At 37.5% G+C, this 23,637-nt stretch carries 18 protein-coding genes and 2 pseudogenes; 13 read left to right on the forward strand and 7 right to left on the reverse strand.

Translation table 11 applies throughout. The features are described from left to right. The first annotated feature begins 523 nt into the window (after positions 1 to 523). On the forward strand, positions 524 to 1,513 hold the full coding sequence (locus H5187_RS06045; protein ID WP_182717283.1) for an FHA domain-containing protein: 990 nt from the start codon (positions 524 to 526) through the stop codon (positions 1,511 to 1,513). After that, positions 1,497 to 4,088 (forward strand): serine/threonine-protein kinase, encoded by a 2,592-nt coding sequence (locus H5187_RS06050; protein ID WP_182717284.1) that lies wholly within the window; start codon positions 1,497 to 1,499, stop codon positions 4,086 to 4,088. Before H5187_RS06045 ends, H5187_RS06050 begins: the two co-directional genes overlap by 17 nt. On the opposite strand, the gene H5187_RS06055 is transcribed toward H5187_RS06050, so the two are convergent. Beyond that, positions 4,085 to 4,633 (reverse strand): hypothetical protein, encoded by a 549-nt coding sequence (locus H5187_RS06055; protein WP_182717285.1) that lies wholly within the window; start codon positions 4,631 to 4,633, stop codon positions 4,085 to 4,087. The two genes, H5187_RS06050 and H5187_RS06055, sit on opposite strands and share 4 nt — an antisense overlap. 214 nt (positions 4,634 to 4,847) lie before the next feature. Between H5187_RS06055 and rmuC the strand changes: the two genes are divergently transcribed. The 4 genes from rmuC to H5187_RS06075 all read left to right on the forward strand — a co-directional run bounded on the left by rmuC (position 4,848) and on the right by H5187_RS06075 (position 8,238). Next, complete coding sequence (rmuC, locus tag H5187_RS06060) at positions 4,848 to 6,317, forward strand: DNA recombination protein RmuC (protein WP_182717286.1); 1,470 nt, start codon at positions 4,848 to 4,850, stop codon at positions 6,315 to 6,317. Between the two features lie 9 nt (positions 6,318 to 6,326). Further along, positions 6,327 to 6,638 (forward strand): cupin, encoded by a 312-nt coding sequence (locus tag H5187_RS06065; RefSeq protein WP_182717287.1) that lies wholly within the window; start codon positions 6,327 to 6,329, stop codon positions 6,636 to 6,638. Positions 6,639 to 6,739: 101 nt separating this feature from the next. Next, positions 6,740 to 7,663 (forward strand): hypothetical protein, encoded by a 924-nt coding sequence (locus H5187_RS06070; RefSeq protein WP_182717288.1) that lies wholly within the window; start codon positions 6,740 to 6,742, stop codon positions 7,661 to 7,663. Then, positions 7,660 to 8,238: a DJ-1/PfpI family protein gene (locus H5187_RS06075; protein ID WP_182717289.1), complete on the forward strand. Its 579-nt coding sequence runs from the start codon at positions 7,660 to 7,662 to the stop codon at positions 8,236 to 8,238. The genes H5187_RS06070 and H5187_RS06075 overlap by 4 nt, the downstream gene beginning before the upstream one ends. On the opposite strand, the gene H5187_RS06080 is transcribed toward H5187_RS06075, so the two are convergent. After that, positions 8,235 to 9,125 (reverse strand): LysR family transcriptional regulator, encoded by an 891-nt coding sequence (locus H5187_RS06080; protein ID WP_182797644.1) that lies wholly within the window; start codon positions 9,123 to 9,125, stop codon positions 8,235 to 8,237. The genes H5187_RS06075 and H5187_RS06080 overlap by 4 nt on opposite strands. Before the next feature lie 98 nt (positions 9,126 to 9,223). Between H5187_RS06080 and H5187_RS06085 the strand changes: the two genes are divergently transcribed. From H5187_RS06085 to H5187_RS06100, 4 genes are all read left to right on the forward strand, one after another. After that, complete coding sequence (locus tag H5187_RS06085; protein WP_182717291.1) at positions 9,224 to 9,721, forward strand: DUF2938 domain-containing protein; 498 nt, start codon at positions 9,224 to 9,226, stop codon at positions 9,719 to 9,721. Next, positions 9,721 to 10,362, forward strand: coding sequence for a thiopurine S-methyltransferase (tmpT, locus tag H5187_RS06090; protein WP_182717292.1), 642 nt, complete (start codon positions 9,721 to 9,723; stop codon positions 10,360 to 10,362). The genes H5187_RS06085 and tmpT overlap by 1 nt, the downstream gene beginning before the upstream one ends. A 91-nt stretch (positions 10,363 to 10,453) precedes the next feature. Next, positions 10,454 to 11,251 carry a class III extradiol ring-cleavage dioxygenase gene (locus H5187_RS06095; RefSeq protein ID WP_182717293.1) on the forward strand — a complete coding sequence of 266 codons (798 nt, stop codon included), beginning with the start codon at positions 10,454 to 10,456 and terminating at the stop codon, positions 11,249 to 11,251. Between the two features lie 138 nt (positions 11,252 to 11,389). Then, entirely contained in the window at positions 11,390 to 13,732 is a 2,343-nt protein-coding gene (locus H5187_RS06100; protein WP_182797645.1) for a S9 family peptidase, read from the forward strand. 151 nt (positions 13,733 to 13,883) lie between these two features. Here the strand turns inward: H5187_RS06100 and H5187_RS06105 are convergent, their stop codons facing one another. Beyond that, positions 13,884 to 14,477: a hypothetical protein gene (locus tag H5187_RS06105; RefSeq protein WP_182717295.1), complete on the reverse strand. Its 594-nt coding sequence runs from the start codon at positions 14,475 to 14,477 to the stop codon at positions 13,884 to 13,886. Positions 14,478 to 14,562: 85 nt separating this feature from the next. On the opposite strand from H5187_RS06105, the pseudogene H5187_RS24570 reads away from it, so the two are divergent. Beyond that, positions 14,563 to 14,866 (forward strand): annotated as a pseudogene (locus H5187_RS24570) (DDE-type integrase/transposase/recombinase); the annotation flags it as partial. Between the two features lie 203 nt (positions 14,867 to 15,069). Continuing rightward, positions 15,070 to 15,291: pseudogene (locus H5187_RS24575) on the forward strand (haloacid dehalogenase type II); the annotation flags it as partial. A gap of 136 nt (positions 15,292 to 15,427) precedes the next feature. Here H5187_RS24575 and H5187_RS06115 read toward each other — a convergent pair. Together H5187_RS06115 and H5187_RS06120 are read right to left on the reverse strand one after the other, a co-directional pair. After that, positions 15,428 to 16,738, reverse strand: a complete 1,311-nt coding sequence (locus H5187_RS06115; RefSeq protein WP_182717297.1) for a DKNYY domain-containing protein — start codon at positions 16,736 to 16,738, stop codon at positions 15,428 to 15,430. 636 nt (positions 16,739 to 17,374) lie between these two features. Next, entirely contained in the window at positions 17,375 to 18,277 is a 903-nt protein-coding gene (locus H5187_RS06120) for a LysR family transcriptional regulator (RefSeq protein WP_182717298.1), read from the reverse strand. Positions 18,278 to 18,375: 98 nt separating this feature from the next. Here H5187_RS06120 and H5187_RS06125 point away from each other — a divergent pair, with 98 nt between their 5' ends. After that, positions 18,376 to 18,987, forward strand: a complete 612-nt coding sequence (locus H5187_RS06125; protein ID WP_182717299.1) for a LysE family translocator — start codon at positions 18,376 to 18,378, stop codon at positions 18,985 to 18,987. 456 nt (positions 18,988 to 19,443) lie between these two features. Here H5187_RS06125 and H5187_RS06130 read toward each other — a convergent pair whose 3' ends face one another. Continuing rightward, a complete protein-coding gene (locus H5187_RS06130) occupies positions 19,444 to 21,450 on the reverse strand; it encodes a UvrD-helicase domain-containing protein (protein WP_182717300.1) in 2,007 nt (668 codons plus the stop codon). Next, positions 21,443 to 23,539, reverse strand: a complete 2,097-nt coding sequence (locus tag H5187_RS06135; RefSeq protein WP_182717301.1) for an ATP-dependent endonuclease — start codon at positions 23,537 to 23,539, stop codon at positions 21,443 to 21,445. Before H5187_RS06135 ends, H5187_RS06130 begins: the two co-directional genes overlap by 8 nt. Positions 23,540 to 23,637: the final 98 nt, after the last annotated feature.

The raw sequence follows: 23,637 nt of genomic DNA on the forward strand, positions 1-23,637 counted from the left end.
ATTGCAGTTTACGCAAGCATCATGTTGATTTCCCTATTTGGTTACTAATTTTAGTAATGATTGAGCCAGCCCATTTTGAGCTGGCTTTTTTTATGTCTGCTATTTGGCGCATGCAGTATTATTTTATCAATTTTAAATTTATTTTGAACTAAAGTACCTTGGGGGCGTCTACTATTATGCTTGTTGTTGAATTGCAGTCAACGCAGGCATCATGTTGATTCCCTAGTTTTAGTTACTTATTTTAGTAATATTAGGCCAGCTCACCTTGAGCTGGCTTTTTTTATATTTCATTCTTTTTACTTATCCCTTTAATAAACAATTGCTGTAATAGTACGTAATGTTTATTTTGCCTTTTTGTTTCTAAAATACTGTTATCTGGCCGCAATTGTTTACGGATTAATCCATGAATACATTGAATGTTAATTTTTTGTTTTATTTTGGTTTGGTTGTGTCTATTATGGAGAATTGATTGTAATATCAATAGTTAGACACATACCTCATCATTCGATAAAAGGTAGTGATAATGGCTTATTTAATTAATAAACATACAAGCGAATATTGTTTTTTATATGCGCATCATAGTTTTGGGCGCTTTCAATATTCTGTAGATACACTTGTCAACGATCTGAGTGTGTCGAAAATACACACTATTATTGAGTGGTTGAATGGTAAGTGGTATATCCGTGACTTAAGCCTGAATGGTACTTGGTTAAATCATAAGCGTTTGGTGAAGGATGACTCTGAAGAACTAAGTATTGGCGATAAAATTTATTTTGCCGGTAATTCAGAGGTTACTTATGTGGTTAAAGATCTCAGTGCTCCTACAGACCAATTAATCAAATTAGATGACGAGCAAAGTCAAACAGCCGAGACAATTAAGCTTAATCATTACCACCTATTGCCTGAGCAGCAACCTGATAGCGTGGTTGTTTTTGAGCAAAGTAGCGGCCAATGGTTGTTAGAATCATTACACGATGATGAGTTTACGATACGAGAAGTCTTAGAAGATCATAGTATTATTACCTTAGGTGGTGAACAATGGATGTTTCTTTCTAGTCATCTGGAAGTTGCAACCCAGATGAGCTCCGTACCACAATTGTATATTAGTGATTTAGACTTTATTTTTAACCTAAGTTTGGATGAAGAAACATCAGAATTAAAAGTTCAACATCACAATAATAATAAAGATTTTGATTTGCATGTTCGCTGCCATCACTACTTAACCTTAAATTTAGCGCGCTATAGAGCTTTAGATGCTAAAAAAGGAGTATTACCAGCTAACCAAGGTTGGGTAAATACGGAGCAATTAGTGAAAGATTTAGGTGTCGACATGCGCTATTTAAATATACAGATACATCGTGCTCGCAAGCAGTTTTCAGAAGTTTTAGTAAATGTTCATGATGCTGAAAATATCATCGAAAGACAATTGCGAAAAGTACGGTTTGCTGGCGCATCCTTTATGATTTATAAAGGGTGTGAATTAGAGAGTACCTCGGATGTCGTTAGAGCATGAAACAGTATTAAAATTTAATAAAGTCATCACTAACTATAAATTAATTAAACTACTTAACCAAGGAGGTATGGGAAGTGTGTATCTTGCAGAGGATACACGTTTAAAGCGCTATGTTGCGATTAAATTATTAAAGCCTACTGAGCACTCAATAGAACATAGCGACCCCTTGGTTGAAGCGCAGCTGCTTGCTCGTTTAAATCACCCTAATATTGTACAAATACATGATGTAATTTTATATGAGCAGCAAATTTGTATTGTAATGGAGTACTTAAAAGGCAAAACATTACAGCAGTTTCAACATCAGCACGTCACCACACTCTCCGAAAAGCTTAATTTATTAGCACAACTGTGTGCTGGTCTAACCCATGCCCATAGTCAAGATGTTATGCATTGTGATTTAAAGCCTAGCAATATTTTAATTGATAAAAATGAATTAAAAATCACTGATTTTGGTATTGCAACATTACAAAATAAGCCGCTTAGTGAGCAACGTGATGAATCCAGTTGTGGCAGTGCTAGTGCGATGTCGCCTGAGCAGCTTAATAAACAGCCGTTAGATTTTCGCAGTGATTTATTTTCTTTTGGTATGCTGGCCTATATGTTTATTAGTGGCCGTCATCCATTTGGTGAAGGATCTGCGCAAACGATTGCTAATAATATTGCCAACGGTAAAGCGTGTAATGCACATGAGATCATTCCCAAGTTACCTAATGAATTATGTGATTTACTAAATCAATTATTACAACGAAAAAAAGACCGCCGCCCTGTTGATGCTCAAAGTGTAGAGCGTAAGTTACAAGCCGTTATTATAGCTATTAAACAGCAAGAAATTTTGGCGCAAGACACAGTTCCACTAGAGCAACTCGCATTACAAAAAAAATCGCCTAAAAAGGCTGTTTTTTTAGGGACTTTGCTTTGTATTGCCGTGGTTGCAACAGGCTTAATGTATAAGCTGCAAGTGCATAAACCAGCAGAGCACTATGTTGCATTTTTACCTCCGGTGGTAAAATCAGCCGCACTGTTATCCGCAGATACAAATATGCTCAAAGCCACAATTGATGATGCTATTAGGCAAAGTATTATTAATAGTAAGCAGTTAAATCTTATTTCGCAGGATGAGGTTGCGCTCATTTTACAAAGCGGCAATGCTAAACTTACTTTTACAGATAAGTTACATAAATTAAAGCAAGCAACGGGTGCACAAGAAGTGGTGACCGCTGAGCTTAATTGCATGCAACCGCAATGCTATTTAACGTTAGTTCGGCTCGAGGCGCCAAATTGGACGGTAAAAGCGCGTAAGCAATGGCCCATTGTAATTGATAGTTATAATCAGATGTACCATTTAAGCAGTCAGCAATTAACAGCGCTTTTCCCTGATTTTGATAGTAAATATATTGCAATGGCGCAGCTTAGTGACAAAGAACAAATAGAACATATTGAGCTTTATCAAAAAGTGCAGCAAGTTGGTGATTACACTGATCAATTATTTATGCGTATTAAAGAGGCTATAGAACAAACCCCGCAGTTATATGCCAACTATGAGTTATTACGTGAAGTCGCCCTGAGTTTATATCAGCAATCACAGCAAGCAGAGTATTTAAATATTGCCAGTAAATTACTTTTTAACTCACCAACTGCGTATCAAAACACCCCTGCATTTGCTACAAATGCAATGCTAATCGCGGTTGCTAGGCAAGATTGGTTAACTGCGAAGCAGTATTTAGCTAAAGCTGAACAAGTTGGAGCAAGTTCTACCGCTCTTTATGAACTTAAAGGTTTATTATATTTACAACAAGATCAGTTGCCTGAAGCACAGCAGGCGTTTGAACTTGCATTAAAAATACGAGCAAATCCAATAATAAAGCAAAATTTAGCGCAAGTATTATGGTGGCAAGGTCAAATTGAAGAGGCAAAGCAGCTGCTTAATGAAGTTATAAGCTTAAGTTCTCAAAACTATATGGCAAATCAATTACTGGCAGATATAGCCCTAACAGAAGGTGATTTAGCCATTGCTATAAAGCAATATAAACAGGCAATTGAGATTAAACCTGATAGCATAGATTTAAGTAACTTAAGTATTGCTTATTCGTTACAAGGAGAGTTTTCGCAAGCATTAATAGTTGCCCAACAGGCGGTTGATATAAACCCAGAGCATATCAGCTTTCGCCTTAACCTAGCTGATATTGAAAAGGTTTTAGGACTTAGTGAGTCATATCCAGCTAATTATTTAAAGGTAGTTGAGCTGGCGCAAGATCAACACACCCTTGATAGTTATTTAGAAGTCGCACAAGCATACAGCCAACTCGGCGAAGCTAAACTTGCCTTGCAAGCACTCAATAAAGCAATAAGTATTGCGTCAGATCATAATGAATATGTGTTCACTGCAGCGCTTGTATATAGTGTGATTGGTGAATATCAGTCAGCGTTAATGTATATAGAAAAGTCATTAATGATAGGCTATCACCCGATGTGGTTTAATTTACCCTGGTTTAAACCTTGGTGCCAAAAAGAAGAGTTTATTGCGTTAATGCAACAATATGACTCTTCTTTTCGTTGTGCTAGTGCTTTATATTAGTATGTAGCACCAGGCCTACGAACAACAATTTTAGGATCTTGTGACATATAAATTTTGCCAGAAGGCACATGTTTAGCTGTATACCTAAACGAAATAGGTAAATACTCAGTTTCTTTGCCTTCGGTTACTTCAACAACTTTTTCAAGATTGTCTTTATCTACACCGTTAAATTCATAGGTCGGCTCTACTTGAGCAATTCTTAAAACTAAAGTGTCGTCATCAGTGATCTCGGTAGATATATTATATTGGCAATTGCTATCTGCACCACAATATTCAACACCATTCCCATAAAATTCCCAATCGGCAGCCACTGACGGATCTAGGCTGATAATAAGTTCTACGTATTGTCTTTTTTCAGTGCTTATGAGATCGTTTTTTCCTGCATTATTAAACAAAACACTCAGCGACTCAGTCGGATTTGTTTCGTTATTAAAAAATGTTAACCAATTTTCTTGTGTATGAGGTAAAACAGTCAACGTTTTAACGGAAAAGTAGTTATCTGCTTTACATTGCACTTCAATATTTGGGGTTTTGATATCGTTCATTTTTTCAGTCCTTGTATTGTTGTATAAGTAAAACCACTTGTTGGTTTTTATTATTGTTCTGAGTGTAGAATAAAATTGTTTATATAACTAATTAAGATGGGTCTTTTGTAATGCTCTGTAATGATTTTTAGAGTCATAAAAAAGTAAAAAAACCTATCGTGGTATTTTTAGATTGGCTATCATGAAGTGTCTTTTGGTTAATTAAAGTTTATTTATGTATATACAGTTACTTACAAACATTGATTGGGTAAGTGTTGGGATTGGTTTTAGTGTTGGCGCGGTGCTTTTTAGTGTTATTTATGCAAGTCGTGGTAAGCGACTAACAGCAGAGCTAAGTGAGCAGCAGCAACAACTAGCTTTATTGCAAACACAGTCCAATGAAAAACAGCAGCAATATACTGCCTTGATAGATGAACACGATTTACTTAAACAAAGCCACCAAGAACAACGCGACGAAACTCAGCACTATAAAACCCGCTTCACTGAGCAAGAAAAGCAAAGCCAGCAATACAACCATTATTGGCGCAAGGCTGAAGCTGATTTAACAACACTTCGAAGCGAATACAATGCCCGTGATGTTGAGCTCAATAATATGCGCACTATGCTTGAGCAAAAGCAAAGCCATTTTGAGCAGCAGTTACAACATATTAAAGAAAGCAAAGAGCAACTTAAAAAAGAATTTGAAAACCTTGCTAATCAAATACTCGAAGAAAAATCGCAAAAATTTAAAGTCCTTAATCAAGAAAGTATTGAGCAGCTGTTAAAACCTGTCCAAGGTGAGTTAAAAGGCTTCAGGGATAAATTGGAATCAATTCATGTTGAAGATCTAAAACAACGTGAAGCTCTGAAAATAGAGTTATTACATCTACAAGCGAAAAGCCAAGCAATCACTGAGCAAGCAGACAGGCTCAGTAACGCATTACAAGGGCAAAAGAAAACCCAAGGTAATTGGGGCGAACTCATGCTTGAAAACGTGTTAGACAGCGCAGGACTGCGCGCTGGTACTGATTATAAACGCGAGGTATCGTTTAATACCGAAGAAGGCCGCCTGCGCCCTGACGTGGTGGTGTATTTGCCTCAAGGTCGGCATTTAGTGATTGACGCTAAAACTTCGCTAAACGCTTACACTCGCTACGTAAATGCAGATAATGAACTGGAGTCTCAACAAGCAATTAGAGAGCATGTTGAGGCTGTAAAAGCGCGTATTAATGAGCTGGCGAGTAAATCATATGATCGCTTACCAGGGCTTAACTCTCCTGAAGTGGTGGTGATGTTTGTGCCGATAGAATCAGCTTTTGTTGAAGCTCTTAAGTATCAAAGTGATATTTATCAACAAGCGATAGAAAAGAACATTCTGGTTGCCACCCCCACTACCCTCTTAACCAGCTTAAATATTGTGAAACAGTTATGGCGTTTTGAAGAGCAGACTAAATATTCAAAAGAGTTGTCTAATCGCGCGGAGCGTTTTTATAGCAAGCTCAACGGCTTTTTAACCAGCATGGAAGGTGTTGGTAAACAGTTAGATAAAGCCAAAGAAAGCTACGATAAAGCGTTTTCGCAGTTATATCGCGGTAAAGGCAACCTAATAAAACAAGCCTCAGAATTTAAAGAGCTTGGTGTATCAGTACAAAAAGAACTACCCGCCGAAACGTTAGAGCGGGCGCAATTAGAGCTAGACGAATAAGGAAATTGTATGCAGATCATACGTGGTAAAGAATTCACCGCAGCAAAGGCATGGGGAGCTAAAAATATTGCCAATATGAATGGCATCACTACCCGTTTACATTGGACTGATAAACCCTATAAATGGCATATTAATGATGGCGAAGAAGTCTTTGTGGTGCTTGATGGAGTCGTTGAAATGTTTTACAAACAAGATAGCGAGACGCACTCAACTGTACTGCAAAGTGGTGACATTTTTTATGCCTCAATAGGCACTGAGCACGTAGCCCACCCTATGGGTGAAGCGCGTATTTTAGTGATTGAAACGCAAGGTAGTGTTTAAGCTGCTAAAGTTTGATATTTAATTGCTGGGCTTTTTAGACCAGCTTGTATAACCTTTACGGCAGCTAGCCAGCTAGAATCGAATTGGATCAACAAATAATTATGAAAGATTTTATAAATAAAGGAATTGTTAAGCTAAAATCGACATCTAATAAAATGTTTGATGAATTCAATAAAGGCTATGTATTTGCAAAAGAAATGATTGATGGTCTGCCTATTTTTATGTCATTTGAACGATTTGGTACGCAAACCCCCACGTCATTTGATGAAAAGCATTATTTTGTAATTCCTTTTGCACTATCTGAACATCAATTCGCTTTACACACCATGCGTTATTTACCAAACGGCGTACCTGAGATTAATAACTTACCTAAGCGGCGTATTTTTCATTTTCCTAATGAGCATGCTGAGGCCGGACTTCGCCATTACATGCTAAATAGCGCTGATGCAATTATGCGTGATCAAGCTTTGGGGCAAACTAATTCATTACAGTCGCTTGCTAATGATATTGATGCCTTAGATAAAAAACTCACCTACGGAATGCTTTTGGTGGGCGGCTTAGCGGCTATTGCAAATCCATTGTTAGGAGCAAGTATTGCGGCCAAAGCTATGCTGCCAAGCATCACTGGCCTACTGAATAAATACGGTGTGCGTGCCTCTGCTAATAAACTGTCTCAATATCAACTTGAAAAAGAAATCAAAGTAGCTCAAAACAATATAATTGCAGAGTTTGAGGCCGCAAATACGCTACAGTTGATCAACCCTATTTTACAAGAGTTAGAGTTAACTCTTAGAACGACTGAAGCTGAGCACGATCCTATCAGTTCTTTTAATTTAGCTGATGGCTCGCTATCAGAGTTTAATGACGATAAATGGCGTGAGTTAACAGAAGTTGCGATCTGCCATGTTTATAAAGATGTCTATGATGATCCCTCATTACATAAACAAGCAAACTTAGATGCAAAAGACTTAAGGTGGTTAAAGTTAATGTTTGATGCAAATGACGTTAAGGTAAATAGTTTATGAACATTGGTATCTACATTTACGATGATGCAGAAGTGCTTGATTTTTCTGGCCCATTTGAAGTGTTTAGTACTGCAAAACGTTTGGCAAATAATAACTGGCAGGTATTTTTTGTGGCAGAGCATGCCGGGCCGGTAATTGCCCGTGCAGGTTTTAGTGTAAACCCCCATTACAGTTTTGCTGATCACCCTGCTATTGATTTGCTGATTGTTGTAGGTGGTGTGCATACCCATGAGCTTGAAAAACCAGCCGTAATAAACTGGATACGAGAAACCGCTGGTGCTGCTAGCAAAGTTGCCTCGGTGTGCACAGGCGCTTTTTTACTGGCCAAAGCGGGTTTACTTGATGGTTTAACGGTGACAACTCATTGGGAAGATCAGAGCGATCTTGCTGCCATGTTCCCAGCTCTAAATGTGATCGCAAATAAGCGTTGGGTGTCACAAGGTAAATTAACTACTTCTGGCGGTATTTCTGCGGGTATTGATATGAGCTTGCAATTAGTTACTGAGCTGGGGAGCTCTGAGCTTGCAGAGCTTACGGCAAAACAAATGCAGTACCAGTGGCACAAAAACATTTAACTGTTCGGTAACTGTTCACTGATAAAGTTATGCATATAATCTTTAAGACAAACCGCTTTTTTACTAAGTAAACGACCACTTGGCCAAATGGCATAAATTTCTCGCGGCAGGCTTTGCCATAGTGGCAATACTCTAACTAACTCTTTTGTTTGTAGCTCATTTATAATTTCAAAGCGCGGTAACAAACCGATACCTTGATGATCCGCAACTTGATATTTTACAAAGCCAGTATCGTTATAAATGCTTTTAAAGCGGCACATGTGTGTGTAAGTAGCACATGATTGCGTGTTCGTTAATAGCCATTTATTTCTAAGTGTTGTACCAATTAAACGGTGATGTTTTAAATCGTTCGGTTCAACAAGTTTTGCTGCATTTGTTAGGTACTCAGGTGATGCGACTAAGATAGAGTCGGCTTCTGCGAGCTTTTTTTGCTGTAATAACGAATCAGCTTGAGGGCCGATCCTGAGCGCTAAATCAGCTTGGTTTTTAATAATATCGTCAAGTTGATTACTTAAAATCAGCTCCAACTGAATATCAGGGTATTTCTTGCAAAACGACAACCACATCGGCTTTAAAAAACCATGACAGATATTCAGTGGCGCGAGCACTTTTAGCTTACCACTAAGTTGTTCTTTTTGTTGATTAAGTTGATAACGAGTTTGTTCAAATTGCTCAACTAAGTTGGCATAACTTTGATAGTACACCTGTCCTTGTTGTGTGAGTGTGCATTGGCGTGCAGAGCGATGCAGCAGTTTTTGCCCAAGGCAAGATTCAAGGCGCTGTAAACGCCGCGTAACTGTTGCCGCAGGCAGCGATAAATACTCCCCCGCTTGAGACAATCCTCCTTGTTGTACTATGTGCACAAACAGCACTATATCATCTAGCATGATTCCACTTTTGCAATTTAAGTTTGATTAAAGCTTTGTATTTAACGTTTTTGTAAGTCTATATCATAGTGACTTAGTTTTCAGCAAAGGGTGACATTATGTTTTCAGCGATTGATTGGTTAGCAGTGATCGTTATAGGGAGCGGTGCAACCGCGATACTTGATCTGTGGGCGTTGCTACTTAGTAAATTTGGTATTAGCTCTTTAAACTTTTGTATGGTGGGGCGCTGGCTATGCTTTATGCGCTATGGCAAGTGGCAACACCTAGCTATTAATAAAGCCGCTGTGCAACCGAACGAATGCGCAATTGGTTGGTTTAGTCATTACTTTATCGGGGTTATTTTTGCGCTGCTATTTTTATTACTGATGCCAGATAACTGGCTTGCAGCGCCAAGCTTAATGCCTGCGCTGTTGTTTGGGCTGCTTAGCGTTGTTATCCCGTTTTTTATTATGCAGCCTGCGCTTGGGCTTGGCATTGCTGCAGCTAAAACGGCAAAGCCAATGGCTGCAAGGCTCAAAAGTGCACTATCGCATGCAATATTTGGTATTGGCATGTATTTAACTGCGGTTGCGCTGTTACAGTTGAAGGGGGGGTAATGCAGGCTGAATATTGGTTAAAGCGCTGGCAAAGCAATGACATTGGTTTTCATGACGGTAAAGTAATCCCTAGTTTAGATCGTTATTTTACTAACTTAAATTTACCTGCTAGTAGCCGTGTGTTTATCCCTTTGTGTGGCAAAACAGTCGACATTCATTATTTGCTTAATAAAGGCATGTACGTTGTGGGTGTTGAACTCAGTGAGCTTGCTGTTCGGCAGTTATTTATTGAGTTAGCGCTCACGCCAAAAGTAACTAAGCACGGTTTACTTAGCGCGTATCAGGCCCAGGGGATCTGCATTTGGGTGGGGGATGTATTCGCTTTAACTGCAGATCATTTAGGTCATGTTGATGCTATTTATGATCGCGGCGCATTGGTGGCGCTGCCATACGCTATTCGTAATCAATATGCTCAGCACATAATTACCTTGAGTAATGCTGCACCACAGTTATTGATCACTTGTGTGTATGATCAATCTAAGCGCTGTGGCACACCTTATAGTGTTTCAGCGGCTGAGATACAGAGTAGTTATGCAAAGAAGTACAGCCTAAAAATACTCAGCTGCGAGAAGTTAAGCCAAGGTATTAAGGGCGTGACCCCTGCCAGTATCGCGGTTTGGTTGATGGTATCTAAACCTTAATAAATGCACTTTAGCTGTGCATTTTTGTGGCTAGTTAATTTGGATTTGTGCGTGCATTATAATAACCACATTGATTAATTAAGGGGTTATTATGCAACAAACAAATGTTTTCTTTTTATCTCATGGCGGCGGCCCATTACCGCTGCTTGGTGAGCCAAGCCATAAAGAGATGGTGACTTGTTTGCAATCAGTTGCCGCTAAAATTACTAAGCCTAGTGCTATTTTAATGATCAGCGCTCACTATGAAGCAAACCCTATTGCAATCACAGCCTCAGCAACACCTAAATTAATTTATGATTACTACGGCTTTCCCGAGCAGGCGTATCAGTTAGCTTACCCTTGTGCTGGTGAGCCAAAGCTTGCTGAACAACTGCAGCAGGCTTTAAAAAGCAATGGTATTGCTACCAACCTTGATACCCAACGAGGCTTTGATCACGGCATGTTTGTACCATTAAAAATTATGTTTCCTGAGGCAGATATTCCATGTGTACAAATTTCGCTAAATCCAACCCTTGATCCCGCAATGCACCTCAAAATTGGCCAAGTGTTGCAGCAAATAGAGTATGAAAATTTATTGATCATTGGCTCCGGCTTTACCTTTCATAACATGCAGGCTTTTTTTGCTAAACAAACAACGGCTATGCAAAAGCTCAACCAAAGCTTTGAGCAATGGTTAATTGATACTTTAGCAAGTCCTAAGCTTGCAGAGCCTGAGCGCACGCAACGTTTAACGAACTGGAAACTAGCGCCAGGGGCACAATTTTGTCACCCTCGAGAAGAGCATTTACTGCCTCTGCATGTATGTTATGGCGCGGCACAACGCCCGTGTGAAAACGTATACGAGTTAGAAATTTCAGGCAAAAAAGCCAGTATGTACCTGTGGCTGTAACTTTGCTTGCAGGCTTTTGGGTTTAACCTTATGCTTATTGCGACAAACGTTCAGATCTTATAAGTAATTTTTGCTAAAGTGTTGCTAATGCGACTTGTAAATAAATACACGCGCGCTAACCCCTTTTAGGATCACTACATGAAATTACTTAAAACCTCTGGGCTGGTTTTGTCGGTACTGGCTGGGCTGTCGCTATCAGGCTGTTCGGTAACACACAACGTCACGGCTACTACAACAATGACACAAATTAGCAATCCACTGTCGCTTGAACAAATCTATAAAGATAAATATTTCAAGGCACAGCGTAGCACTTACTTTAAATGGCTTGATGATGGCACCGGTTATACAGTACTTGAAGAGCGTGAAAGCGAAAAAGATAAAAAAGACGACGCTGAGAATGCCAAAGCTGATGACGAAAAAGAACACGGCGTAAAAGGTAACGACATTGTATTTTACAATGCCGATGGCACGGGCCGTAAAGTATTAGTTGAGTTTGAAAAGCTACTGCCAGAGGGCGCAGACGAGCCATTTGCAATCGAAAGCTATCAATGGTCAAAAGACGGTAAATGGCTGATGGTATTTACCAATAGTGAGCAAGTTTGGCGCTCTCGTAGTCGCGGGGATTTTTGGTTACTCAATCTTGAGACCAATCAATTACAGCAATTAGGTGGCGCAGATGTTGAACCAACTAAATTAATGTTTGCTAAGTTCTCACCAGATAGCTCAAAAGTGGCTTACGTGCGCGATAACAACATTTATATGCAAGCGGTTGGCAGCAACAAAGTAACAGCGCTTACAACCGATGGTAGCGCTAAAATCGTTAATGGTAACTTTGATTGGGTTTACGAAGAAGAATTCAGCATTGCTGATGGCTTTCGTTGGAGCCCAGATAACAAATCAATCGCCTATTGGCAGCTAGATACCAGCGGCGTTAAGTTTTTCACCATGATCAATAACACCGACGAGCTCTATCCTACCTTAAAAGAGTTTCCTTACCCAAAAGCCGGTGAAACTAACTCGGCAGTACGCGTGGGGGTTGTTAGCCTTGCTGATAAGAAAACCCGCTGGGCCAAACTTGAAGGCGATAATCGCGACCGCTATATTCCTCGTATTAGCTGGGCAGGCACCGGTAAGGAATTAATGATCCAAGACTTAAACCGCCCGCAAAACCACAACAAGGTTTGGCTGTTCGATTGGCAAAAACAGCAATTGACCAAAATTTTAGAAGATAAAGACGATGCTTTTATCGAGTGGTTTTACAAAGCCAACTGGTCAAAAGATGGTAAGTTCTTTATTTGGCACAGCGAGCGCGACGGCTGGCGTCACCTTTATCGTGTATCTCGCGATGGTAAAACCATTATCGATTTAACCCCAGGTGATTACGATATTGTTGATATGCTGGCGCTAAACGAAGATAAAAACGTGATGTATTTTACCGCTTCGCCAGACAATGCAGGTCAACGTTATTTATTTAGTACGTCTTTGGATGGTAGTAGTAAACCTGTACGCGTAACGCCTGCTGAATTTCAAGGTTCAAACAGCTATTACATGTCTAAAGATACCTCATGGGCAATGCACACTTACTCACAATTTGGCACGCCGCCAACTAAAGAGATCATTAAAGTAAGCGATCACAGTAATGTTAAAACCTTAGTTGAAAATAAAGAGCTGAAAGAAAAACTCGCAGAGCAAAGCTTACCAAATCACGAGTTCTTTAAAGTGAATGCGAGCGATGGCACTGAGCTTGATGGCTACATTATGTTCCCTAAAAACATGGATAACAGTAAAAAATACCCAATCGTTTTTTACGTGTATGGCGAACCGTGGGGCTCAACAGTGCAAGACCGCTTTGAAGGCGACAGCTACTTGTATAAATCACTATTAACGCAAAAAGGCTTTATTGTGGCATCGGTTGATAACCGTGGCACGCGAGCACCAAAAGGCCGTGATTGGCGTAAATCGATTTATAAAAAAATCGGCTCAATCACAGTACAAGACCAAGTTGATGCGCTAGATGCCATGGCAAAACGCTGGGATGTAATAGATACCGACCGTGTTGGTGTATGGGGTCACTCAGGCGGCGGCAGCTCAACCCTTAACTTATTGTTCCGCCATGGTGATAAATTTAAAGTCGGTATTGCCTCAGCGCCGGTGCCAGACATTCGCTTGTACGACACTATCTACCAAGAGCGTTATGCAGGTAATCCAAAGACCGATCCTGAGAGTTACGACAACACCTCGCCAATTACCTTTGCCAAAAACCTAACCGGTAAGCTATTGCTTATTCATGGTACAGGGGATGATAACGTTCATTACCAAGGCTCAGAGCGTTTAATTAACGAGCTTGTTAAGTACAACAAACAGTTTGAGTTTTTCTCATATCCAAATCGCTCACATAGCTTACGAGAAGGCAAAGGCACCACCTTGCACTATCACACCATGATGGCCGATTTTTTTGAAAAAAACTTATTGAATCAATAACCAATAAGTTAGCTTAAATACTAAAAAGCCACACACTAACAAATAGTGTGTGGCTTTTTAATCAAAACGTAACGGGGGTTTACAGCTAAGTTAAAATCTTTTGACCCGTAGAGAGTTAATTTGAAGCAGTGTTTGTGAGCCCTTTAACTTTTTAGATTTCATTTTTTAATGATTTTATTTTGCACTGGCTAAGTATTTCATCAACAGTATTTGCTATTTCATTAGTTGGCAAATACTGTTGATTAGAAACGTTTAGTGCATTTAATGAAAGAATGAACATCTCCTCGTCACTTGCTGCTGACCAAAAGCCTATTAATTTATCATGCTCATTAAACGTAGCTTTCCAAATTGATAGCTTTGCAGCACGTTGCTCCCAAATATGGTTTTTAGAATGTAATAAAGTCACCGTATGAAAAAGCTCCTCTTCCCACATTTTTTCATATCTTTTGTGTGAGTCTTCCACAATTTCAATTTTCGATGCTTCTTTCGCTGAGTTTTTAAATAAAATAGAGTCGTGCTCAGGCCTTATAACTCCCACTGTAACGGTTATTATTTTATGTTCATCTATAAGCTGAAAGTCATATTTGAGGTCATTATCATACTTTTTCTTATTAATTGTGACTGCTTGGCCCTCGATAGAGGATATTTCGCAAAACATAGTCGACTGGCTACGCCCATGAGCACTCAATGAAATGAGCAATAAAATTAAACAAAAAAAACTATATTTTGAAATATTGTGTATCACTAAACGATCCTTTTAAATACTTAGTATAAAGAGTTAGAGTTTACATCTGTCTTAATTATTATCTAAAAACTAGACGGAAAGAATAGCATTAGATAAAACCTACGAGCAACGAGGCAAACCATCTGAATTGATGTTTCACTCAGATCAAGGAAGCCAATACGGCGCAAAGAGGTTTCAGCAAAGGTTATGGCGTTACCGGATAAAAAAGCATGAGCCGCCGAGGGAATTGTTGGGACAATGCGCCGATGGAGCGCCTATTTAGAAGTTTAAAAACAGAATCGGTTCCCTCATTGGGTTATAGTAATTATCAAGACGCTGAAAAAGATCTTAGCTTCTTGATGAATTATTATAATTGGCGCAGGCCACATAGTCATAATCACATGGTGTAGCAGAAGAAAAACTTAATTCACGGTTTGGAATTAGTTGACCACAACAAACACTATCTTACCGCGCGTATTTTTAACCAAATCGTAACGGGGTTTACAGTGGGTGCTTAAAGCGCCGGTAGTGTTACTGTACTTTATTACCTGATATGGTGATTAAGCTGAGCGATAAAATCGCGTTTTAGTAACGATCTAAACAGGAGTAATAAATGGCAACCATTCTGGCGTTTGATGTATACGGTACGCTTATAAATACTCATGGTGTTGTTGTGTCGTTACTTTAAAGTATGATTGGCGATAACGCGCAAGCATTTTCGAATACCTGGCGTGAAAAACAACTCGAATACTTATTTAGACGTGGCTTGATGCAAAACTACTTGCCGTTTTCGGTTTGTACTGAGCATGTGCTTAATTATGCTTTTTTGCTGCACAATGCTCCCCAAAAACTTGGCAAGCTCAATTAAGAGTCGATATTGTCACGAGAGCATTATCATGCTGTTAGGAAGCCATAGTCGAATACATAATAGAGATACAGGGTAAATCATAATACCCTGTATCTTTGCGCGTTTATTCCGAAATTTTCAAATAGTACTCGCCCGCATCGTTTTCGTCGGCATATAAATTTTCTTCATATTCAAAGGTTAACGGATCGGCATCGACTACCTTATACTCTTCCCAATAAACATAGTTTGCATCTTTTGAGAAACGATCGGATATTACGGTGAAAGTGTTTGGATCCGCACCTTCAATGGCTATATGATAATAAAAAATCTCACCCCCTATACGAACAAATATTTTTTCATATTCATCAAGAATAACCACATCTTCAGGTTTAACACCGACCAGCTTATTATTTCTGCCATACACTTCGTTATTGTAAGCATAAAAATTATTTGTGATGTTTTTAACATCATCAGTAGGAACCAGAATCACCCGCGTTGGGCTTAAGTGAAGAGACTTCCATTTCCATAATTTCTCAAGCTCGCTAGCATCAGACCGGCTCACTTCTGCCACCGTTCTATTGTCAACAATATAACCGTTGTAATAAACATGCTTATTATCTTTGGCAACAGAATCATTTAATACTTTAAATGTAGATGGATCACTTTCAGGTATGGGTGTATTAAAGTAGTACGCTTGGCTTTTATCTTTTCTGTAGTAAGGCGTAATCACCGTAAAACCATCGGCCACCATATCCTCAACAACATCACCATGTGAATAAACATGCTGTTCATCTACTGCATATTCATCATTAATAATTTTAAAACGACTGGCTTCGTTACTAATTATTTTTCCTTGATAAATTACCTGTTCACCATGGCGAATATAACGTTCATTTGCATTTTTTATCGCTTCTGGCATTGCTTTACGTGAAAATTTCACATCAGTGTAATAATATAAATATTCTTTATCCATGGCATATGAGCCCAGCAAATAAGAGAACGAAGCGGCGTCTGCACCTTCTATCATTTGCCCATAACAAAAAACTTTGCCACCACTAATAAGATAACCAGATTCTTCTTTACTCGCATTAATACCCGATGTTACCAGCTGAATTGAACTAGGATCAGCACCCTCAACTCGTCTTCCGTTGTAATAAACACTATTACTATCTTTAGCGTAAGACTGACTAATTACATTGAACGTATCAGGGTCAGCTCCTTCTATTGGGGAGCCTCCAATTTGGAAAAAATTGCCATCTAAAACATAAACGACTTTACCGTCTCGCAAGTAATATTGATTGCTAATTTTACTATCATAAGCAGTCGCGTTATGCGTGCTTGGATTATTAACATATAAGCCAAAAATAAAAGCGATTAAGGCACCAACAAGTGGGATGACTAAAAATATAATTCCAATCCATATGAGTATTTTCATTTATCTATCCCATAGCTATTAATTATATCAGGGAGCAAAGTAACATATTTATAAGTGTTTGTTTACAGGACGACTGATGATTAACATTCGGTGAACTACGCAGTGTTCTATTTTTAATTTGTGACCATATTCACACTCTTTTATTTTCGGTTACAGCGACTGCAACAGGCTTTGATATTCATCAAGGATATAACTCCATTTTCATCAGGTGCTTGCCGTATTGTTGTAATGTCATAACGAGCTTACCCAAAAAAATAATAGTCCGACTCGATATCTTGCATTGTTCTATTTACTGGATTTTTGAATTTTATCATTATAATGGACATCATTAATCTTCAATAATGTTCATTATTTTATCGTAATCTACACTGACAGATTCAGGGGCTGGAGTGCCAATTACAAGAAAAGATAAGTAATCTGTGAAGAAGGTGTTAAACCTTGAAACTTCTTGCCCGTAAGTCTCAGCTAAAAACAGCCCAACCTTAGCAGAGCGTTCTCACAAAGTCTAAAGACAGTCACTTTATTTTACCTTAACAAATGTTGAGTGGTAGTGTTAAGGCAACTAATAGATAGTTCATAACTAAAAATAAGATTGTTAATATTATCAATAAGTTAAACTTTACTATGATAAGTAGATTAAATAGAAGCAGGTAAAAAGCAAGGCTTCATCCCGTCTTCATCTGGAATACACTTTGACAGTTCTACTTCTAGCCATTTTTGGAATTGCTCTTCTTTGACTCCTTGCTTTTGTGATTGTTGAAGTAGAACGTAATTATGGCCTGATTTGATAAAACCAAAAGGTGCTATGAGTCTTCCATGATTGAGATCATCAGCAACTAAAGGAAATGACCCGATTGCAACCCCCAAACCATCAGCAGCAGCCTGCAAACAAAAGTAAAAATGATCAAAAGATTGGTTATTGTTATTTAGCTGAATATTAAAGTTTGATGCACTTAGCCAGCTTTTCCATGCATGGATACGCGTCTTGCTATGGAGTAGGGTTATATTTGCTAGGTTATTTTTAAACCTTTCCCAATATTGGAAAGACATCACTGGCCCAACCCACTCTTCAACTAATTTATTTTTAACATGGTGAGTAGGAACATCAAAGTCGTCTCGTCGGATTGCCATTGATAGCCCTGACTCGCCTAAAAAAATAGGCCCCCCAGCTGTCGACAATCGTATATCAATATCTGAGATTTTATAGAAATTAGAGATCCGAGGCATTAGCCAGCGCATGGTGAGTGTTGGTTCACAAGAAACTTCGAGGTAATTATCCGCTGCTATCGTTAATTTCTTAACTCCTGTATCTAATGCTTCAAAAGCTTTATTTGTGTATTGCTTAAGTAATTTTCCTTTGGATGTAAGCCGCATATTTCTGCCTTCCTTGTAAAATAGACATTGAGACAGGTGAGTTTCTAATAATTTTACTTGTTTACTCACCGCTCCGTGAGTTATGTGTAACTTATCAGCAGCTTCACTGTAGCTAGAAGACTCTGCTGTAATATGGAAAACGTGAAAGGCTTTAAGGTGTCTCATCTGTGAAATTTACTCACACTAGCTATGTGTTTTTTTCGATTATAACCTGCTTATTATTCATTACAATGGATATCGATTATATGTAAATAGGAACAGGTATGGAAATCGTAAGTTTTGTAGTGTTAGCTTTATTAATCGTTATAAGTCCGGGAGCAGACTTTGTTTTGGTTTTTAAAAATAGTGTTATTGGAGGGCGTAAAGCTGGGGTTGTTACTGGCATAGGTATTGGGGTTGGTGTTTGTATTCACGTGACTTATTCAATAGTTGGAATAAGTTACTTATTTTCACAGAATGAAACTGCTTTCAATATACTAAAATACGCTGGTTCAGCATATTTAATTTATCTTGGTTTCACTGGATTATTTAGCTCTAAATTAATTATGGCTAAAGGTGAAGATAAAAAGCCTTTGGATAACAACTTTGTGAAATGTTTTTTGCAGGGTTTTCTTTGTAATACACTCAATCCTAAAACAGTATTGTTTTTTCTTAGTGTATTTAGTCAATTAATAACACAGGGAAGTGATAACAATTTATTCTTTTTACTGCTTTGTGGGTTGTATATAGTGTTGTTACACATAGCTTGGTTTTACTTAGTATCATTTTTTGTTACTTCGAGTAAAGCCATTGGTTTTTTTGAACGATTTGGCCGAAAAATCAATCAAGTTTGTGCCTTAGGGCTAATAGCATTTGGGTTAACGCTCATTGCATAACCATAACCATAACCATAACCATAACCATAACCATAAAGATACAAGTGAACTATTTTTATTTTTTATGGGATTCAACTTATATTGATATTAGAAATAGCAATAACTCTATTTTAATCGGTTTTATGCTTAATTCACTAAGTGCGTTGTAAATCATATGAGTTGATAGATTTATAGCATTTCAGATTTTATAGTTCAATTTATGTTGATATAACTAATTACTGAGATTTTTCACTAAATATACTCTAAAACATTCTCAAAGTTGAGTATTAAAATTGCTAAAAAGCCGCATACTAATAAATAGTATGTGGCTTTTTTAATCAAAATGTAACGGGGGTTTACAGCTGAGTTGCAAGATAAAAGGTTAAAGGGGAAAGGTTTTAGCTACGATAGGTTGGGTAAAGTGCAGCTAAACCCAATATTTTGTACCTAGTTGGCTTCAAGTTCTCCTGTGAAATTTCATACTACTTTCCATTTACAACTGGCTTTTTTATCTGGCTGGCATGTCGGACAACTTGCCTTTGATTTCTGTACGGCTACACATAATAAATGTGTCGGTCGGCTCATGGCTACGTAAGTTGTTTTTAGGCGCTGCTCTAATTGAGCATAAGATGTTTTTGGTCTTTTATAAGTATTGTTAGGGCAAAATAAATCATTACCTGATTTATGATCCCAAAAGTAAGACGATTCACTGGCACCATAGTTTTCATTTTCAACCAACAATGTCGCCATATGTGTTTCACCTTTTATGGAATGAATTGTGCCGACCTTTATCTCTATTCCGTCTTCAACTATTACATTATTTTTTTGTGTAAAGGCGTCAATTGAATTGATCTGGTTTTCATTTATGAAAGAAGTATTTTGCGGAATTTGATAGTTATATTGGGTTAATAAATTGATGAACTTTGTTTTTACATCAATTGGTAAAATGGTATCTGTTTCAATCTGTTGAATACAGTTAAAAATAAAAAGATTAAAGGCGGTTAAAAACTCAGGGTTGTTTTCTTTTAGTTCTGCCAACAATTTGCTTTTTGTATATTGATTATTCGGCATTAAATTCAGCATTGCCACAAGCGCGTTAACAAAAAGCTCATAATACACTTTTGTGCCAAATTGCTTTGTTTCTTCCGCAGGTCTTTTCTGAAAATATGAAATGAGATTGTCGAAATTGGTTTTTCGCTTAGTTGCTTCTTTAGAATAATTTGGAACGTAGGAATTAATGGTTAATTTGGTATCTTCTGCAGGCGCTTTTCCAACAGAACCTACTAAATTAAAGCGCGCAGAAGTGCTTCTCCAATCATTATCTAAAAGCTTGTGGTTGTGTATTTGTTTAACAAATAAACCAACCGCCTGTTCGGATTGATCAAACAATAAAATTGTTGGTTGAAGTGACTGTTTTTGTGTATTACCTGAAATGCTTGGTAACACTTGTTTGAAAGGATTAATACATGCAGCTATCTCATTACCAAACCTTTTACTGTCAGAAATAGCTAATCTTTCAAATCCCACTATATTGTCCCTCCATGCTGACTTTTCATCTGAAAACCCATTAAAAATGGCTTGGTCTGGATCACCAAAATATTGCTTGGTAACAGCTTCGTTAAATACTGAACTAATAATGTCCATTTGATGTAGTTGAGTGTCTTGCATCTCGTCTGCGAACAACAAACTAAATCGTTTTGATATAATGTTTTTAATTAAAATTGAGTGTTCTGTCAAATACCAATTTGCAAAATTAAAAGCATCGTCAAAGCTAAGAATCCCACGTCTCCAAATATCAAAACAAATAACTCTTATAGCTTGATATTTTTCGTTATTAACATCTTTTAAAAAGGTTTTTCCATTAGGGCGTCGGATTATATTATCTAACAAGGTAAACTCTAGGGAATTTAGCAGTTCAATAGCTTTCTCTGTCTTTTGTTTACCATTTAATTTTTTTGAAGCAGGATCCTGATTAGCTTGACCATACAAATAATTGCATAACGTTTTCTTATCACCCTTTCCAAAACCAATATTATAGAATGCATTTATTTTTAGTTTTTTAATAGTACCGTTATCAAATTTTATGAAAGTGGAATTAGCTGTCTCAGGGTGTAATCTAAAAGCAGGCAATGCTAAAAACTTATCAACAAAACTCTGAATTGTGCCGAAAAAATTAGGGTACTTAAATAAAAGATCTACTTTGTTGCCCAGTCTGTTTTTTATCTCATCAATGGCCACATTTGTATGGGTTAATACACAAATACCACTACCATCTTCAAATGGCATGCGCTGTGATAGCAATAAAAGTTTTACTAGTAGGACTGTGGTTTTACCACTACCCGGACAAGCGATAATATTAGCATCATTCCAACAATCTATTATTTTTCGCCGCTCACTGGTTTTATCTTCAAAAGTGTTTTCAGGTAAGCCAAGTTCTTTGCACGCTGACTGTATTTCTTCATCAGTAAAAGAGAATTTAATCATTTGCTTGTTCTTCCTCGTTAAATTTTCCACACGCATAGTCAATGGCGTCAATAATGTATTTTAAATAACTATCATGTTTTAAGATATCAACTAGGTTGTCTTTTTTTAACTCTAATATTTCAGAAAATATTTGCGCGGTAACGGCTTTTGATGGGCTTGCTGAATCAACAAACGGTTTGAATATGTGATAAGCAATATCTTCAGAGGTTTTAGCTTGAACATCTTCTATATATATCTCGTTGGGTATTTGAAACTTGCCATTTTCATAAAATAACTCATTAAAATAGCTTTCTGATGATTTGATTTTTTTAGCTATTTGAACCGCTAAAGCAAAATTATCTCGCAATTCTTCACTACAGGCTAAATCATATTCTAGCGTCCAGTTTTTATTGGTGAATACTTTAATATTTTGGCTGTCGAATTTACGTTTTAGGGTTTGCGATTTAGCGGCTCTAATGTCTTGGATATTGTTTGCATCGAGTTTTATTTTCCAATTTGCGATTTGAGTATTTAACCCTTTAGGCATAGTGGTTTGACCGATTGCGGATTTTACCGCTGCTTTTAAGTCATCTAAAGTTGTATAAATATTGTTATGAATACTTTCTAAACAATGAGAACTTTCATTAGTATCTGTTAAGACATTTTCTTTAATTTGATAATACTCAGGTTTATCTTTCTGTTCACTATCGAAATATTCAATTGCGGGAATATCTAAATCGGTGATCACTGATACGGGTAAATCTAATTCAGGTAAATTCTGTTCGTGTAAATTTTTTCTTTGAAATATTTTTGAGTAGCGTAAAAATGCGGTACTACCAACATTGACAATTGAAACCCCATATTTATGTAACGGTTTGCCAATTAATTCAGCAATAGTGGGTATTAAGATATTTTCGGCATCGCCTTCTACCATAATGACGCCACGTGCAAAAAACATATTTGCTTTGGTTGAATCTAAAAACCGTTGCAGAAATTTATAATCACCTATATCTAACTCGGTTTGCCCTTGCCACATTGGATATACATTTTGCCCTCGGCATAAAATTAGATTCTCTAGACTAATAGATGCACCAATTGTTGTGCTATGTGTGGTTAAAATAAATTGATTGCTATTTTTTCCGCTAATGTCTTTTAGAGCGCTAATTACTCGCAGCTGAGCTTGTGGATGTAAATGAGCTTCTAATTCTTCTATCAAACAAAGCTGTAAAGTATCAAAAGGGTCTGTTTCAAGGTGCAGTAACTCAGCCGCCATAAAAAGTTTATTGAGTGTACCCAATCCAGAGCTATTTTCTTCAAGTTCTAAGCCTAGAGTTTTTAGTATCTTGTGTAATTCAGGATCTGCAATTTTTACGGATGCTTCTCGTTTATCATCTATTTGGCGAAAATTCTTAATGTAGGAGTTAATACTTTCAATTATGCTTGAGGAATTGGTTGTTGTAGTTTTAACGCTGCTCAGAAACGTAGAAATTTCAGTGTTGGCATTTTCAATAATATTTTCCAATTCATGTTTTTCGTACTGGCCATCAACCCCTGTTACTTTTTTAAAACTATCGTGGCTCTGCAATATCTGTGCAAGACGCGAACGATAACCTGGCGTCATTTCGGCTTCTGCGTCTCGTAAAGGCTTTAAATACGTAACTTGCAACAAAGCTTTTGCATCACCATCCATCTGAGATTCTGCACCTAAAGGACCAGCTTTTATATCCCAAGTAATTCTATCGTTATCTAGTAATTTTGCTTTTAGAAATAACCTTAACTCAAATTCCTTTTCTTCACAGAAATAACCCCACTCAATAAATTTAGCAGCTTCTTGATCTTTAAAATCAGAAAAAATCGCGGTAATGGTAAATATTTCAGCTCTTTTAGGTTGCGGGTCACCATCTGTAACTTTAGTTGGTTTATAAAAATCTCTTGGCTCAAATCGAATGTTTTCAAAACTTTTTGTATTTAATATATAACGAATCGCATCAACTATAGTGGTTTTGCCGGAATCATTTTCACCAACAAGTACATTTAAGCCTTTTTGAAAGTTGACTTTTAAGCTTTCAAATTTTCTGAAATTAGTTAATTGAAGTTCCTTAAGAAACATTCCGATTTCCTTATAAGAATTATAATGACTATAAAAATATAGATGACTTTAAAATAACTTCATGATTTTATTATTGTAAGTATCAATCTAAACTTATT

Origin of the sequence: Pseudoalteromonas sp. SG44-1 (assembly GCF_014164315.1) — a bacterium.
Lineage (GTDB): Bacteria > Pseudomonadota > Gammaproteobacteria > Enterobacterales > Alteromonadaceae > Pseudoalteromonas > Pseudoalteromonas rhizosphaerae.